14 protein-coding genes are annotated in these 15,038 nt (G+C 67.6%); 10 read left to right on the top strand and 4 right to left on the bottom strand.

From position 1 onward, the window contains the following. The first annotated feature begins 106 nt into the window (after positions 1–106). Both NQK81_RS01785 and NQK81_RS01780 read left to right on the top strand, forming a co-directional pair. Entirely contained in the window at positions 107–565 is a 459-nt protein-coding gene (locus NQK81_RS01785) for an NUDIX domain-containing protein (protein WP_257486733.1), read from the top strand. 985 nt (positions 566–1,550) lie between these two features. Then, positions 1,551–2,168 (top strand): hypothetical protein, encoded by a 618-nt coding sequence (locus NQK81_RS01780; RefSeq protein WP_257486732.1) that lies wholly within the window; start codon positions 1,551–1,553, stop codon positions 2,166–2,168. A 68-nt stretch (positions 2,169–2,236) separates the two neighbouring features. Here NQK81_RS01780 and NQK81_RS01775 read toward each other — a convergent pair whose 3' ends face one another. Then, positions 2,237–2,929 (bottom strand): hypothetical protein, encoded by a 693-nt coding sequence (locus tag NQK81_RS01775; RefSeq protein ID WP_257486731.1) that lies wholly within the window; start codon positions 2,927–2,929, stop codon positions 2,237–2,239. Positions 2,930–3,036: 107 nt separating this feature from the next. On the opposite strand from NQK81_RS01775, the gene NQK81_RS01770 reads away from it, so the two are divergent. The 7 genes from NQK81_RS01770 (at position 3,037) to NQK81_RS01740 (ending at position 11,058) form a co-directional block, all read left to right on the top strand. Beyond that, on the top strand, positions 3,037–3,369 hold the full coding sequence (locus tag NQK81_RS01770; protein ID WP_257486730.1) for a hypothetical protein: 333 nt from the start codon (positions 3,037–3,039) through the stop codon (positions 3,367–3,369). A 367-nt stretch (positions 3,370–3,736) separates the two neighbouring features. Further along, positions 3,737–4,546, top strand: coding sequence for a hypothetical protein (locus NQK81_RS01765; RefSeq protein WP_257486729.1), 810 nt, complete (start codon positions 3,737–3,739; stop codon positions 4,544–4,546). Between the two features lie 405 nt (positions 4,547–4,951). Continuing rightward, positions 4,952–5,197, top strand: coding sequence for a hypothetical protein (locus NQK81_RS01760; protein ID WP_257486728.1), 246 nt, complete (start codon positions 4,952–4,954; stop codon positions 5,195–5,197). 59 nt (positions 5,198–5,256) lie between these two features. Beyond that, complete coding sequence (locus tag NQK81_RS01755; protein ID WP_014805453.1) at positions 5,257–6,696, top strand: tyrosine-type recombinase/integrase; 1,440 nt, start codon at positions 5,257–5,259, stop codon at positions 6,694–6,696. Then, a complete protein-coding gene (locus NQK81_RS01750; protein ID WP_257486727.1) occupies positions 6,693–8,531 on the top strand; it encodes a hypothetical protein in 1,839 nt (612 codons plus the stop codon). Before NQK81_RS01755 ends, NQK81_RS01750 begins: the two co-directional genes overlap by 4 nt. After that, entirely contained in the window at positions 8,528–10,639 is a 2,112-nt protein-coding gene (locus tag NQK81_RS01745) for a hypothetical protein (RefSeq protein ID WP_183127415.1), read from the top strand. The genes NQK81_RS01750 and NQK81_RS01745 overlap by 4 nt, the downstream gene beginning before the upstream one ends. Continuing rightward, positions 10,636–11,058: a hypothetical protein gene (locus NQK81_RS01740; protein ID WP_014805450.1), complete on the top strand. Its 423-nt coding sequence runs from the start codon at positions 10,636–10,638 to the stop codon at positions 11,056–11,058. The genes NQK81_RS01745 and NQK81_RS01740 overlap by 4 nt, the downstream gene beginning before the upstream one ends. A gap of 45 nt (positions 11,059–11,103) precedes the next feature. On the opposite strand, the gene NQK81_RS01735 is transcribed toward NQK81_RS01740, so the two are convergent. The 3 genes from NQK81_RS01735 to merA form a co-directional block, all read right to left on the bottom strand. Continuing rightward, positions 11,104–12,435 (bottom strand): dihydrolipoyl dehydrogenase family protein, encoded by a 1,332-nt coding sequence (locus NQK81_RS01735; protein ID WP_257486726.1) that lies wholly within the window; start codon positions 12,433–12,435, stop codon positions 11,104–11,106. A 73-nt stretch (positions 12,436–12,508) separates the two neighbouring features. Further along, positions 12,509–13,150: an organomercurial lyase MerB gene (merB, locus tag NQK81_RS01730; protein ID WP_014805448.1), complete on the bottom strand. Its 642-nt coding sequence runs from the start codon at positions 13,148–13,150 to the stop codon at positions 12,509–12,511. A 27-nt stretch (positions 13,151–13,177) separates the two neighbouring features. After that, positions 13,178–14,563, bottom strand: a complete 1,386-nt coding sequence (gene merA / locus NQK81_RS01725) for a mercury(II) reductase (protein ID WP_014805447.1) — start codon at positions 14,561–14,563, stop codon at positions 13,178–13,180. Positions 14,564–14,668: 105 nt separating this feature from the next. Between merA and NQK81_RS01720 the strand changes: the two genes are divergently transcribed. Beyond that, a complete protein-coding gene (locus NQK81_RS01720; RefSeq protein WP_014805446.1) occupies positions 14,669–15,037 on the top strand; it encodes an ArsR/SmtB family transcription factor in 369 nt (122 codons plus the stop codon). Position 15,038 lies beyond the last annotated feature (1 nt).

The following is a 15,038-nucleotide window of genomic DNA, read 5'->3' as shown; positions in this document are numbered from 1 at the left end:
GTATGTTTAGCGCGCGAAGATCGGCCACGGGCCGGCGAACACGACGACCTGGCTTGCTGGCATCAGGCCCGGTCTCGTCCCATTTCGACCCGCCGCGAACCCGCTGATGCCAGCCTTGGACCGCGCCGCCGGCCGCCGCTCGGTCCGGGCGCTTCTCGTCGACGACGAGGGTTCCCTGGTTCTGATCAGGCGGACGAAACCCGGTGAGGATCCGTACTGGACCACCCCCGGCGGCGGGGTACTGTCCGGGGAACAGCCCGACGATGCCCTCCGGCGAGAGCTCCGGGAAGAACTCGGCGCGACCGCCTCCATCGGCGGCGCCCTCACCCCCTCGACTCCGAGCGTCGCCAGCGACCCATGCCAGACAATCTATCTCGCCCGTCTCCGTACTCTCCGGCCGGAAACCCGATCCGGTCCGGAATGGACAGAGCAGGCCAGCGGCACCTACACGATCGCTATCGTGCCGATCACCGACCTCGCGACCATCAACCTCAAGCCAACCTGGCTGCGCGACCTGACAAGCGCCAACGCGGCCGCCCTGATCGCCGCCGCCAGCCTGCTGTGAGGAACGAACCCTCCCCGTTCGTGAGCAAAGGCGACGAGTTTGGGCCTCGTCATGCGCGGACTGAGCGAAGTCGCGCTGGAAGTTGCCGCGTGATGCCACCGCAACAAGCCGCAGGCCGACGCGCCCTACGACGACAACGTCTTCGCCTACTGACTGGCACGACACTGCCCACGATCGGACAGCGGGCGGCCTTCCTCCGCACGCATCCATCCCTCAGCGGCACTGCGGACGCATCGCGCGACAACTCAACGTCCCGAAGGCCCTCGTGAAAAACCGCGGCGGACGCCACCGGCCGCTGCGTGCCGAGGGCCGTGAGCATCTACGACGACCGCTCAGCGCCGCGAACGGCGACTCGAGCCGATCACGGTTCACGATTCACGGTTCCGAGAATCCACGAGCCCGGAGCCCCCGTAGGAGAATGGCCTGACCAACCTGTCCCGGAAGAAAGTGTCTGATAGAACCGCCTTCACACGCGCCGTGCTGGAATGCGCACAGAGTGGTCGACACCTAACCGCCGACGCGTCGCCGAAGCTCCCAGGGACCACGTTCTGCTTCTGTCTTGGGATTGACCAGTTTCTGTCGTGTACTTGCCGCTTCGTACACACCGATGATCATTGGTATGGCGACCTCGACAACGAAGCGGTATGCAGTCTCCGCCGCCGCGCAGAACGGCTGGTGCTGCCGTCTGCATGTGCCCCTGGATCCGTACGGCGTGGTGTGCGCGTCTCTGGAAGCCGCCGCCCGGCAACAGAATATCCCGATCACGGCTGTAGCCCGGGGCAGCACAGGCGGACGTCACCGAGATCGTGCTGCTTCGCGACCCGAGCGCGCGGTTCGGGACTTCTCTGGGGGGAAGCCAGCCTGAGCAAGGGTTCATTTTTTTGAGTTTCAGCAGCTCATTGGCTATTTCAGCGAACGGTAGCGAGCACGACAGGTGTTATGCAAGCACGAGTTGGGGCCATCCAACGATTGGGGGATTTCGAGGGTGCCGACCGCGTCCGGGTATGTCGAGGTCGCGACTGCGGCCGACGCGTGGACCTGTTCCATGCGATTACCGGCGATGTCGTTCGACTCGGTCCAGACCATCTTGAAGAACCTCGCCCGCAACCATGACTGGCCGGTGAACGCCTTGATCTTCGGTGGTGCCGACGAGCCGGTGACCGAGATCGAGCTTCATCGGGATCCCAGCGTGACGCACGGGGTGCCGAACGTACCGCGATGTTGGGCGGCCGTTCGAAGGCTAGCTGCCGAGACTGGCTGGATCACGTCGCCGCGCAACGCCCCGTCCAGGGGGATCATGGTGGGCTTGGGCTTGCGGAAGGGCTACGACCCCGGAGCACCTCAGTACGAGCCGAGCGAGGTGACCAGTCGACTTGCCACGACGGGAACGGAGCGTACGTGCCACACGGCGCGTCTGGTGTCGGCGCGTCTGGTCAGTGGCAAGGTGCGCGACCACGATGAGGTCGGTGTGGCCGTCCGTGGCCAGGTCGATCTCCTGCCGGTCATCACTGAGCTGGCATACAGGTTCGCACAAGACCGCTTCGTGGTCACCGACTTCACCGGCCGACGCACCTACGCCATGAAGCGCCGTTCCCGGGGTTGAGTATGAGTAGCAGCGGCCGGCGTCGTGGCGACGTTCCGGTCCTAGAGCCTGCGTATTTCTTGCGCGCTCTAGTCGTTGGCAGTGGTACCGGTCGCACGTGAGTCGTCCGGCGGAATCATCTCGACAGTTTTGATCTCGCCGAGGTCGTTTGCGGCCTGGTTGACCGTCTCCAGATGTGGGTTGCGATCGCCAAGGGGATTGTCTTCAGCCCCTGTCTTTTCTTCTGAGGTTGGGCTGTTCTCGTCAGGTGCTTGCCACTTGCGTAGCCGGTAGAGCTCTTTAGGCGTGGGCTCCGGACGAGGTGACTCGGTACCGGAGCTCTCGGTGTATAGGCGGCTTACCCGCTCCAGCCTCTCGTGAAGCAGTTGGCTATGCAGATCCTTCAGTTGTAGGTCCCGCTCTGCGATGTCCTGGCGATGCCGTTGCCACGTCATAATCAGTTCAAGCAAGCGGTGCAATGCGTAGAGCGCGGTCACCCCGTAGCCAACCGGTGCAGAACTGCGGGCGAGATCGCCGAGCACAGTTATCCACGGGCTTGCCAGGGACGTCCGTACAACCCTGACTTGAGCTGGCGGCAGCGCACGCCCTGTCGGTGAGTCCCCAATACGCGAAGGTGTAATAGCTGTGGCGTATCGAGCTAAGGCCAGCAGCGCAGTGACATTCCGCTCGTAATCCTCCAGAGACGGCTGCTCGCCAAGGTTTACTGACAGGTACAGCAGCTCGGCGCCGGTTCTCGTGCTTGTCTCAGCTGAGGTCGTCACCTTGCCATCGTGCCCGACCTCGCCGATGTGCGATGCGCAACACGCTGAGCAGGAGGTCCTGGTCGACTCCCACCGCGCCCAGGTCGCGGAGGCAGCGCCGCGCGATCATGTTCTGGGTCGGTCTCAACGACCAGGCCACCACTCCGGTCGAGTGCCAGCCTTACGAACAACCGATCCGGAACTGGCTGGAAAGCGCCGCGCCCGGCGACGACGTCGTTGAGATCTGGTTCTTTCGCCCCGAAATCCCGATCTGGGAACCGTCCAAACCACGCGGCGGGCAGGACATCGTGGTCGACGGCGGCGTCATCCTGCGCAGTGGCCAGGCATACCGGCTGGTGCTGGAAATCCACGATGCTTTCTGTCACTGCGCTTGGTGCCAGGACGAACCCAGCGTCGCCGGCGAAGCGGAATGGGTGGCCAACCCCGCTGCGTTCGGCTGACCTGACCATCCCACCAAAACGACACGAGAAGAGCGGTGATCCGCCCGTCGCGGCGGGGCGACGCACTCTGCACCGGCGCGACGGTGGGGGACAAGCCGGAAAGCGCGGCTTGCCCCCACCGGCGCGCCGGTGCTCACCGAGTGCGCCCCGCCGCAACGGGACGCACCCCCGGTGTTAGGCGCAGCCGCGTCAGCACGGTGGTGACTGCGTGAGTTCACGACATCGACGTCCACCTGTGTCGGAGGTGTCCCCGTGTCGTGGCATTGAGTGCCGCGCGGCCGCATGGAGCGCCGCAGGACGTTCCGATTCCCTGAACCGGGATTGCCAGGCGTGCCGCAGTTCCCTGAAAACAGCCGAGAGGTACCACATGGACATCATGGACCAGGCCAGCGACCTGATTCTCTGCCGACACCCCCGATACGGGTTCGTCATCGCGGGCACACTGCACCGAGACGTCGCGGCCCTGCTGGGCAAGTACGGCTTCACCCTCAACGAGGCCGGTTTCTTGGCGCTGCCGCTTGACACATCCGAAGACCGAGGTCACGACCTGCTCGGCTGCGCCGCGCAGGTACTCGCCATGACCGGGCACAACTTCAGTGTCCTGCCTGACAAGATCACCGTCGAGTGGGCACGGGCCCAGGAGGCGATCAGTGCGCTGTTCAGCGGCCGGAAACGGCTACTGGCCATGGTTCGCCGCGCACACATCATCCCCGGCTGCCTGCCCGTACCCAGGATCCGCGTGCCCGCAGACCGGGACGAGTTCAATGTGGAAACCCACGCGGTCTACCAGAACCTGTTCAGCGAACACGGCTACCGCGCACCCCGCTGGGTGACCGCGCGCGACAGCTGCACACACCTGCCAGCCGACACGATCCTGGCGATCTACGAGGCGCTCTACCGCTGGTACCAGTTCCTGAACGCCGCTCTTCGCCATATCGACGGCAGGACCAAGGAAAGCCCCTACGACCTCCAGTGGTGCTCCGAAGGTCTCGACGCGGCCATCGACGCCGTCGCGTCGGCGCCCGAGCATGACGTCGTGATCGAACCAGCGACAGTGGCCGAACTACGCGACGGTGACCAGTTCAGTCTGGACGCCAGGCCAGCACTGGTACCTGTGTGTCCGGGACGACCCCGCGGACGCCGCCCTCGCTGCCTTCACCGGCGAGCACGACGTTGACGGCGCACCGCTGCGCGAACATCTCGACGCCGAGCGTGGGCAGGCGTGTTTGGTCCGGCGTGACCTCACCGCACACCCTTAGACCACTGATCTCTGATCTGATCTGACCTGCCCGTCCCTCTGACGGCTCACCCACACCTTCGAGGCAAACCGCCCGGCTCATGCCCGGGCCCGGGGGGCCGCCTAAACAACGGCAGCACTGAGAAGACCTGACTTCCCGCCGGCAGCTCTCGCCGTTCCGCGAAGGCCCGGTGCCGGTTCCCCGTGAACCAGCACCGGGCCTTTTCGCGCTGTTCGCCTTCCGCCCCCTGACGGCACCTGCTCGTGTTCCGTGCCTACGCATGAAAGGACCCACGTGAGAACACCAGCACACCACGCACCTACTGCGCCTCCGGGCGGTCCGCCGTGACCCCGCTCCTGGATCGTCCGCTGGAACATCCCCTCGCCGACCGCGTCCCTGAGCAGATCGCGCAGGACGCCGTCGATCTGGCGCAAGCCGCGCTCGGCTTGCAGCGTCCGGCTACGCCGCCCGGCGCGTTGTCGCTGGCCTCGGTCCGGGGCCAGGCACCGCCGCGTGTCGTGCTCGGATTCGGCCTGGGCGTCGACTCCAGCGTTATGGTGACACTTCACTGCTGTCGCAGAGGTCCCTAGCCAACGCCAGCTTCGCTGTGTTTGGCGTGTTCAGATCCCGGAGGATCTCAACCTTGCTCATGTACAAGACGTCACCGGTGAGAGCGCTCGGCGCACCTGGGCTCGGCGGTGACGAAGCCCAGGTGCTGCGTCGTGCCGGTGTAGGCGACGGGCTGCCGTTCCTACTCGGCCCCGACGGCTCGTACGACCTGGAGTTGAACCGGTTCGTGCGCGAGTTGGACGGGTGGGGTGTGCGCTCGGAACACACGAGAGAGGCGTACGCGCGTGATCTGATGTTGTTCGGCCGCTTCCTCCACGAGCACCGTGGTGGACGGTCCATCTGGGACGCCGGCCAGGACGATCTGCGCGCCTACAAGCGGGCGCGGCGGCGGACCAAGGGCTTCACGGTGTCCGCGTCGACCTGGAACAGGTTCATCGCGGCGCTAGACAAGTGGGTCAAGTGGGCGATACACGAGGAGCTGATCGAGGCCCAGCCGTTCCGCATGGTGGAGAAGACGGTGTTGACGCCCCGCGGGCTGGTACGGGTGCTGTTCAATGCCGAGCGCGAGGTCGAGGACAGCGCCGGGCCGGTGCGGTTCCTGGCCTACGAGGACTACCTGGTGTGGCGGGACGTCGGGTTGCGTGGCCAACTACCCGACGGCTCGCCGGACCCGAGTTGGCGCGGTCGGCACGGCGAGCGCAACGCGGTGTTCGCCGACCTGTTGGTCTGCACCGGGATGCGGCTGAGAGAGGCGTCGAGCCTCCTGGTCACCGAGGTACCGCCGCTGGCGCAGCGGCGGCTGACCGGAGACCTGAACCTGCCCGCGACGATCACCAAGCGCAGCCGGCCGAGGACGGTTTTCGTGTCGCGCCGCGTGCTGCGCGACCTGCACCACTACGTCGACATCGAACGCGACGAACTGGTCGAGCGCCGCCGGGCGGCCGGGGCTTACGGGTGTACGGACGCCTGGATGGGAGTTCGCTCCGCCGGCAAGACTGCTCTGACGCTCGTCGAGGATGGCCGCTCGCGGCCGTACTCGCGGGTGACGATCGAGGAACGGCAGCGACTGTGCCGGGTCGGCGACGACGGTCCGGGTGGTCCGTTGTGGCTGTGGCTCGGTGAGGACGGCTTGCCGCTGTCGCGGTCGACGTGGCAGGCGGTGTTTCGGCGAGCCAACGAACGGTGCGCCCGGTTCGGCCTGGACCTGGTGGTCCATCCGCACGCCCTGCGTCACACATTCGCCGTGCACATGCTCGGGCTGCTGCTGCGCCAGACCGTCCGCGCGTTGCGCATGGAGCCCGGCGAGACCCTGATGAGCCAGCAGGTGAAACGGCTGCTGGTCGGCGACCCGCTGCGCAAGTTGCAGCTACTGCTCGGCCATCGCCAGCGCGAGACGGTCTTCGTCTACCTCGACGTCCTGGACGAGGCGCAGGAGATCGTGCTGTCCGCGCTGCGCGAATGGGATGAACAAGCCGAAGCGCTGAGCAGGGTCCGGCTTGAGGATGGTGCTGCCGCGTGAACCGCACCGAGGGTGCCGGCTCCGGTCGCCGTGGCCGCTGGGCGGCTTTCCCGACCGAGGAGCAGATGCCCGCGCAACCCGCTCCTGTCCCGGACATCGGTCCGCTGGTGCTCCGGCTGCACCTGGATGGCGCCGACCGCACGTTCGACATGTCCGCGTGGCCATGCCCGCGGTTGACCCGCCAGCTTGCCGCGACGCTGCGCACGGTGGCCGCCGACGGACCCGAATCGAGTTACCAGGCGTTCAAGATGAACCTGTTCTCGGTGCGGAAGTTCGTGCGGTTCATCACTGGAGCCGAACCGCAGAACGCCACCGAGGTCGAGTTCAGTGACCTGGAGGCCGAGCACATCGACGCGTTCGAGCAGGCGCTGATCGCCGAGTACGGACCGGACAGTGACCAGCCGCGCATCAGCATCGGTGTGGTGGTCCGGCTGCTCCGCGTGGCGTTCGACGCCAGCCCCACGACGTTCGATCCCGACCTGGCTATCCGGCTGAGGTTCCTCGGACGGGAAACCCGTGCCCGTCAGACGAGACCCTTGGATGCCTACCCGCAGAACGTGTTCGAGGCGATCAGGAACGCCGCGCTGGCGGATGTCCGCGCGATCGCGCGCCGAATACAGGATGGCGAAGCCCGAGCCGCGACGGGCCAGGACCCGAACGTCGGCGGTTGGGATGTGATCGAGAACGTGCTGTGGCACATCGCCCGTCACGGGCCTGTCACGATGCAGTTCCTGCGGCCCCTGGTCGGCAAGAGGCTGGGCAACGGGCGCCCGCTCAACGCGGCGCTCATCCTCACTCGGGAGGACAACGTCGTGTTCCTGATCCTGCTGATCTGCATGACCGGGCTTGAGCCGGAGTGCGCCAAGCGGTTGCAGGCCGACTGCTTGACCAACCCGGCCCGCGGGTTCGTGAGTGTCAACTATGTCAAGCGGCGCGCGCACGGTCGCCGGATCTCTAAGTCCATGCGGGTCAGCGATGGCGGTGCCCTGCACCATCCCGGCGGTCTGATCCGACTGGCGCTGCGGCTCACCGCGCGAGCCCGCGAGTTTAGTGGCAGCACCGATTTGTGGGTCGACTACGGAGACAAGGGCCTGCGGGACTCCTTCCCGCTCGGCGGGCAGGGTCCTTGGGGTCACGTGGACAACTGGCAGAAACGACACGGCATCGACCAGATGACCGACGCTGACGGAACGCCGGTGCGGCTGGATCTGCGGCGGCTGCGCAAGACCTACAAGTCCCAGCAATACCTCAAAGCCACCGGCGTGCTCGCCGACTTCACCCAGGGCCACACCGCCGACGTCGCCGCAAACCACTACGCAAACATCCCCGCCCACGACGAGCTGCACGACCAAGCCGTGGAGAACGGCCTGCGCGAAGCGCTGGACGTCGCGCTGCCGCCGCCGGTGGTACTCGACGAGGACGGCACCCGCCTCGATGCCGGAGAAGGGGACCTGCCACCCGAGCAGGTGCAGGCGCTGCTGTCGCGCGAGAGCGACGTGTTCCTGGCCTCCTGCCGCGACTTCTACGACTCGCCTTTCGGGGCGAAGGGCAAGCCGTGCCCGGTGTCGTTGTGGGGCTGCCTGGAGTGCCCGAACGCGGTGTTCACCACCCGGCACCTGCCGCAGGTTCTGACCTTCCTGGACTTCATCGAGCGCCAGCGGGAGGAGTACCCCGTCAGCGAGTGGAACGTGCGCTACGGCCTGGCGTGGGACCGGATCGTGCGCGGCATCCGGGCCAAGTTCCGAGACGAGCAGATCACCACCGCCCAGACGATCGCCGAAAGCGGTGGGGCACGGTTGCTGCTGCCGCCCGAGTTCTGGGAGGCCGTCGCGTGACCCGCGCCCCCGCACCGCGCCCGTCCGCCGCGCCGGAGCCATCGGCCGATCCCTGGGTGCTGCCCGAGTCCTTGACCACCGAGACAACTGGCCGCGGCCCCCGGTTCAGCGACGACATCTGGGATTTCCGACCGTTCGCGCCCCGCAGCAACGGCTACCTCCGGCTGGACTTCACCGAGCTGCCCGACGAGATCGCGATGCTCACGGCCAAGGAGTTCATCTACTCCCGCATCCACCGCGTGGTCCCGCTGTCCTACGGATCGCGGACCGCCCGACCGATGAAAATCACCAACACCTACAAGGACTTCATCATCGTGCGTCAACTGTTTACCGAGCTCGGCAAGCAGGGCGTGACGCGCTTGGCGCAGGCCCGCCAATCCCACCTGGACGCGACCGCACGCGTCTGGCGTGAGACCTGTGTGCCAAACACGCTGGCTGTCCGGATCGGCGTCATCCAGCACCTGGAGGCGCACAGCCCGTACCTGACCGCGGACCGCCTCACCGTCGTGCCCTGGAAGGGCCGCCCGGCCACCCAGGTCGCCGGGCGGCGACCGGACGAGGAGAACAGCACCCCGCGCATCCCCGAGCCGATCATGGCTCCACTGCTGCGCGCCGCCCTGTTCTACGTCCAGACCGCCAGCCGGGACCTCCTGGCCGCCCAGCGGGAAATCGCCGACCTGGAGCAGGCCCGAGCAGGCGGCCGGTGCCGGCATGGCGAGGCTGTCACCAAGATCGAGGCGTTCCTGGACCGCCGCCGTCAGGAGGGGCGAGGTGTTCCCGCACTGCCGCTGTACTGCCTGGCCCAGCGCCCGACCGCGCCGGTTGTCGACGGCGTCGTGCAAGCCCCGAACGCCGCTCTCGTCGCCCTGATGAGCGGAACCAACAGCTTCCAGGGGCATCCGACACGGCTGATGGAGCAGATCGGCGCCGAGATCGGCTACGAAGAGGGTGGTCTGGACACGCCGATCTCGACGTGGCCGGACACCGGGCGACCCTGGCGAGGGCGGCTGAATCACCGCAGCCTGCATGACGAACTGCACCACCTGCGCACCGCCTGCTGGGTGCTGGTGGCTTACTTGTCAGGACTTCGGGACATGGAAGTCCTGGAGCTGGCGCGGGACTGCGCTGTCACCACCACCGCCGTTGACGGCCGGACCCGCTACAAGCTGCGCGGCCGGGTCTTCAAGGGCCGCAAGCTCACCGGTGACGAGGCCGAGTGGGTCGTGCTCGACGCCGTTCACGAGGCGATCGACGTCCTGCTGCAGATCAACGACGACCCCACGCATCTGTTCGGTTACCGGCTCTGGCCCGCCAGCAAGCCACGGCTGGCGAACAAGCTCACCGAGCGCCTCGGTGGTTTCCGGGACCACGTCAACGAGCTGTTCGGTACCCAATCGTCCGACGGGGTGGCCGAACCGTTCGTCCCCGCCGACGGGGAACAGCAGTGGGTGTTCACCACCCGGCAGTTCCGGCGGAGTCTGGCCTGGCATATCGCACACCAGCCCTTCGGTGTGGTCGCCGGTGCCCGGCAGTACCACCACGCCAAGGTGACCATGTTCGAGGGCTATGCCGGGACCTCAGCATCTGGGTTCGCCGCCGAGGTCGCCGCCGAGGAGGCGGTCGCCATGCTCGACTACGTGGAGGATCTTTACCGGGATTGGAACACCGGCGCCCAGTCCGGCGGTGGGGCGGCCGAGCGGATCAACGCCGAGTTCCAGCGCATTCGGCGCGAGCTGGGTGATCTCCCCGGCGTCGTGTCCGACGAGCTGCGGCTGCGGACGATGCTTCGGCATCTCACCAAGACGCTGCATCCCGGCGTGCTCAACGACTGCTTCTTCAACGCGGCGACCGCGGTCTGTGTCAAGCGAGCCAAGGTCGTCGGGCAGCCCGTTCCGCAGCACAACATGTGCCTGCGCTGTCCGAACGCCCGACGGTCCACAGTGCACCGGCCCCGGCTGGCCGCCGCCCGCAATCAGGCCCTGGATCTCCAGGCGTCCTGCGAGAAAGCCGGTCCGGTCCCGAAACTCCAGCAGGTCGCGCTCACCGGCTACATCACCGAGCTCGACCAGCTCATCGGTGATCTCGACAGCGAGGAGGCGCAGGCGTGACCCGCGTCGCTACCCAAGTCCGCCTGGAGCAGGCGCTGACCCGGCTGCTCGCCGGTCAGCCGACTGTGACCGACGGCGAGCTGACGGTCTCCAACCTGTGCCGGGAAGCCGGTGTGGGCCGCGACTCGTTCTACCGCTCGCCTCCGGAGTTCAAGGACGCCGTTGTTGCGGCACAAGCGAATCGAGAAGCCCAGCAACCTGAACTCGTCGCGCTGCGCGAGGAGATCACCGCCCTCAAGCGGGAACGCAAACAGACCGCCAGCGACCACGCCGCCACCGTGCGGGAACTGGAGGAGACGATCAGGGTCTACGCCAACCAGATCCAGGTCCTCGCCCTGCGCAACTCGGAGTTGGAGGACCAGATCCGACATCTGGCGCACCACGATCCCGACGTGATCTCGCTTCACACCCGGAGGTGACCCCCGTCCACCGACGCTGTGACACCGAGAGCGGCCGGGCGGTTTCTAGATGGCGAGCTGTTCGAGGGCGGCGAGGTACGCCTCGGTGTAGGTCGGGAATTGGGCGACGCCGTCGAGCAGGGTGTCGATGGAGATCTGGGCGCGGATGGCGAGGGCGGCGGTGTGGATCCATTCCCCGGCTTGGGGTGCGATGGCCCAGGCCCCGATGAGCGTCCGCTGGGTGCGGTCGGCGATGAGACCGAGGGTGCCGTCGGGGTCGGTTTCGTAAGTCCAGGGTCGCGCGATCGAGTCGGCGAGGTCGAGTTCGGTGGTGGCGATGTCGAGGCCACGCTGGCGGGCTTGGTCGGTGGTCAGGCCGACAGCGGCGATCTCGGGTTGGGCGAACACGACGCGGGGGATGCCGCTGTAGGTGGTTTGGCGGGGTGTGCCGAGGATGTTGTCGGCCACGACCCGTCCTTGGTACATGGCGACGTGGGTGAACAGCGCGACCCCGGTGACGTCGCCGAGCGCCCAGAGGCCGGCGGTGACGCGGCAGTGCTCGTCGACCTCCAGCGCGCCGCGCGGGTCCGGTGTGACCCCGACAGTCTCCAGGCCGAGCCCGTGGGTGCGGGGGCGGCGTCCGGTGCCGAGCACGACGACGTCGGTGCGCACGGTGGTGCCGTCGTCGAGGTCGATCACCGTATCGGCGCCGTCGCGGCGCGCGGCGGTGGCCTGCCGGCCGAGACGGACGTCGATGCCGTCGGCGCGCAGGTGGGTGGCGACGATGTCCCCGACACGGGGGTCTTCCCGGTCCAGCAGCCGGTCGCCGCGCTGGATCAGGGTGACCCGAGCGCCCATGCGAGCGAGGAATTGGCCGAGTTCGATCCCGACGGCGCTGCCGCCGATCATCACGATCCGCTCGGGGATCTCGCGCAGGGTGGTAGCTTCCCGGTTGGTCCATACGCTGACCTCGTCCAGGCCCTCGATGGGTGGGTGGATCGCGTCGGAGCCGGTGGCGATCACCACGTGCTCGGCGGTGAGTTCCCGGCCACCGGCCCGTACCCGCCACGGGTCCCGGCCCACCAGGGCTGCGGTGGCCTTGATAACCGTGACGCCCTGCTTCTCGTATCCGGTGACCTGCTCTGTGTCGTCGAGGTGGCGGATCATGTAGTCGCGGTAGTCTCGCAGTGCCGCCCAGTTCTGCGCCGGAGTGGACAGGCCGGCCGCGTGGGCGGCTTCGGCGCGGGCCTCGGGTGGGCGCAGCAAGGTTTTGGACGGGATACACGCCCAGTAGGCGCACTCCCCGCCGATCAGTTCCTGCTCGATCAACGCGACCCGCCGTCCGCCCGCGTGCAGGCGCGAGGCGGCGGTCTCGCCGCCCGGTCCGGCGCCGATCACGATTACATCGAAGTCCGTACTCACAGTGGCTGTCCCTTCTCGGTGATGGCGGTTCGGGCGGCGCAGGTGGGCGTCAGCAGCACCCGCCGGGCTCGGGCTCCTCGGATTGAGCGGCGTCCAGCTGCCGGCCGAGTTGATAAGCGTCGGCGACTGGGAGGACCGATCCGCCGGGGTGCTCAGCGAGCCAGGGCGCCGCGGCGTCGGCGTCGGCGAAGAAGTGCACGTGGTTGCAGAAGGAAGCCCGTACGGAGACCAAGTCGTCAGGCGTGACGATGGAGACCATCGCGGTCTGGGGCTCGACATCCCTGACTCGGTCGGGCTCGACGGTGAGCCGTATCGGGGCACCGGTGCTGTGGCAGGGGGATTCAACCTGGGCGGATTGGCCGAGGGTGGCGGGGAAGATGAGGGTGTCCAGGGCACACCAGGTGTAGAGCTGGTGGCCGTCGACGGTGAAACGGTGCGGGGTCGGGCGCAGCGTGATGCCGTAGCCGACGATCCGTCCGGCGTCGTCGTATTCGGTGTCGCGCAGTCGGCCCACCGCCTGCGCAACCTCGTCACCGGCGCGGCCGGTGGCGGCCGCGAGGTCGGCAATCGTGAGGGGTTCGCCGCGGGCCAGTTGCCGCAACAGCGGCTGCCATAGCCATCCGGCCGGGCTGTCCTGGCGGGAGAAGACACTATCCATAGTGGACACCACGGTGTCCAGGTCATTCGTCATCGGGATTGTCCTTCCGAGAGCAGGGTTTCAGGAGGCGCAGCAGGAGAGTTTGGACACGTCGCGGGTGAAGGTTTGGGCGGCGAGTTTGATGCCCTCCGCCATCGTCAGATAGGGGCACCACAGGTCGGCCATCTCGTGCACCGTCATCTGGTTTGCCAGCGCATAGACAGCGGTGGCGATGACGTCCCCGGCGCCCGCGGCGAGCACGTGCGCGCCGAGCAGCCGCCCGGAGCCTTGTTCGGCGACGAGCTTGATCGCGCCGCGGGTGTCGCGGTTGACCAGCGCCCGCGGCACGTACTCCAGCGGCAGCACCCGGCACTTACAGGCGTAGCCCTGCTCCACCGCTTGGACGTCGGTCAGCCCGGCGGAGGCGAGACTGGGCGTGGTGAAGGTGACCGCGGGCAGGTGATGGTAGTCCAGGGTGCGCCCGGCGTCGCCGAAGGCGTTGTCGACCACGACGCTGCCATGGGCCCCGGCGACGTAGACGTACTGCGGGTGCCCGGTGACGTCCCCGGCCGCCCAGACGCGCGGGTTGTCGGTGCGCAGATACTCGTCGACGACCACCTCCCCGCGATGCCCGGTCTTCACGCCCACCGCGTCGAGATTGAGCCCGGCGGTGACCGGGTTCCGCCCAGTCGCGAGCAGCAGCCGCTGCCCAGTCACCCGCTGCCCACCGGCGGTGACGACGACGCCCGAACCATCGGCCTCAACCTCAGTGGCGCGCTCGGCGATCACGGCGATGCCGTCGTCAGCGAACACCCCGGCCAGCAGGCCGGCGAGTTCCGGTTCGGTGTGCGGGGCGAATCGGCCCACGATGCTCACTCGGACGCCGAGGTGGGCGAACAGTTGCGCCTGCTCCAGCCCGACGTAGCCGCCGCCGACGACGACCAACGACTCGGGCAGTTCGGTCTGCTCCATCGCGGTGGTCGAGGTCAGGTAGTCCACCCGGTCGGCTCCGTCGAGGCCGTCGGTACGCGGGGTGGAGCCGGTGGCGATCAGGTAGTGCTCGGCCTCGACCCGGACGTGGCCGCCGTCATGCAGGTTCACCTCCAGCGCCGGTCCCTCGATGAACCGGGCCTCGCCGGGCAGGATCTCCCACCCGTACTCGGCGGCCAGGTCGACGTACTTCTCCGCCCGCAACCCTGCCACCAGCGTGTCCTTGCCACCGATCAGCGCGGCGGCGTCCACCGGGCCCGCGCTGGTGGAAATCCCCGGAAAGTGCTGGTCCAGCGCCACATGGCGGGCCTCGGCCGCGGCCAGCAGTGCCTTCGACGGCACACAGCCGACGTTGACGCACGTCCCGCCAACGGTGCCGCGCTCGATCATCACCACGCTCTTGCCCTTGCCGCGGGCCGCGATCGCCGCCGCGAACGCACCCCCACCCGAACCGATCACCGCCAAGTCGTACCGCACCAGCGATCTCCTCCCACTGACATATTCGTCTTCCCGGATGCATAGATGCTAACCTAAGATTCGTACATCCGGATACGACAGACACTCGATGTGAGGACGGCGACCGTGGCCGACGCTTCCGAACGCAGCAGCACGCTGCTGCCCACCGAGCCGAACGGGGTGGAGATGATGGCGAAATTCTTCCGCGCCCTCGGCGACCCCGCCCGGCTGCGGCTGCTGGAGTTCCTGCTGCACGAGGAACACGCCGTGGGCGAATGCGTCACGCACATCGGCCTGTCCCAGGGCCGGGTGTCCAGTCACTTGGCCTGCCTGTCCGACTGCGGCTACGTGCAGCTGCGCCGCCAAGGCCGCTTCGCCTACTACCGGGTCACCGACCCCCGCGTCGCGGAACTGGTGCTGCTGGCGCGCTCGCTGGCCGCGGACAACGCCGCCGCCCTCGCCGCGTGCATGCGCATCACCGCCCCGAACGCCTGAC

It is taken from the genome of Amycolatopsis roodepoortensis (assembly GCF_024628825.1).
Lineage (GTDB): Bacteria > Actinomycetota > Actinomycetes > Mycobacteriales > Pseudonocardiaceae > Amycolatopsis > Amycolatopsis roodepoortensis.
The sequence above is the reverse complement of the archived record's forward strand: the minus strand, read 5'-3'. Positions and strand labels throughout refer to the sequence as shown.

Coding starts and splice junctions, on each gene's coding strand:
- NQK81_RS01765 (WP_257486729.1), top strand. CDS start 3,737: ATGGACATCATGGACCAGGCCAGCGACCTGATTCTCTGCCGACACCCC.
- NQK81_RS01785 (WP_257486733.1), top strand. CDS start 107: ATGCCAGCCTTGGACCGCGCCGCCGGCCGCCGCTCGGTCCGGGCGCTT.
- merB (WP_014805448.1), bottom strand. CDS start 13,150: ATGACGAATGACCTGGACACCGTGGTGTCCACTATGGATAGTGTCTTC.
- NQK81_RS01770 (WP_257486730.1), top strand. CDS start 3,037: ATGTTCTGGGTCGGTCTCAACGACCAGGCCACCACTCCGGTCGAGTGC.
- NQK81_RS01755 (WP_014805453.1), top strand. CDS start 5,257: ATGTACAAGACGTCACCGGTGAGAGCGCTCGGCGCACCTGGGCTCGGC.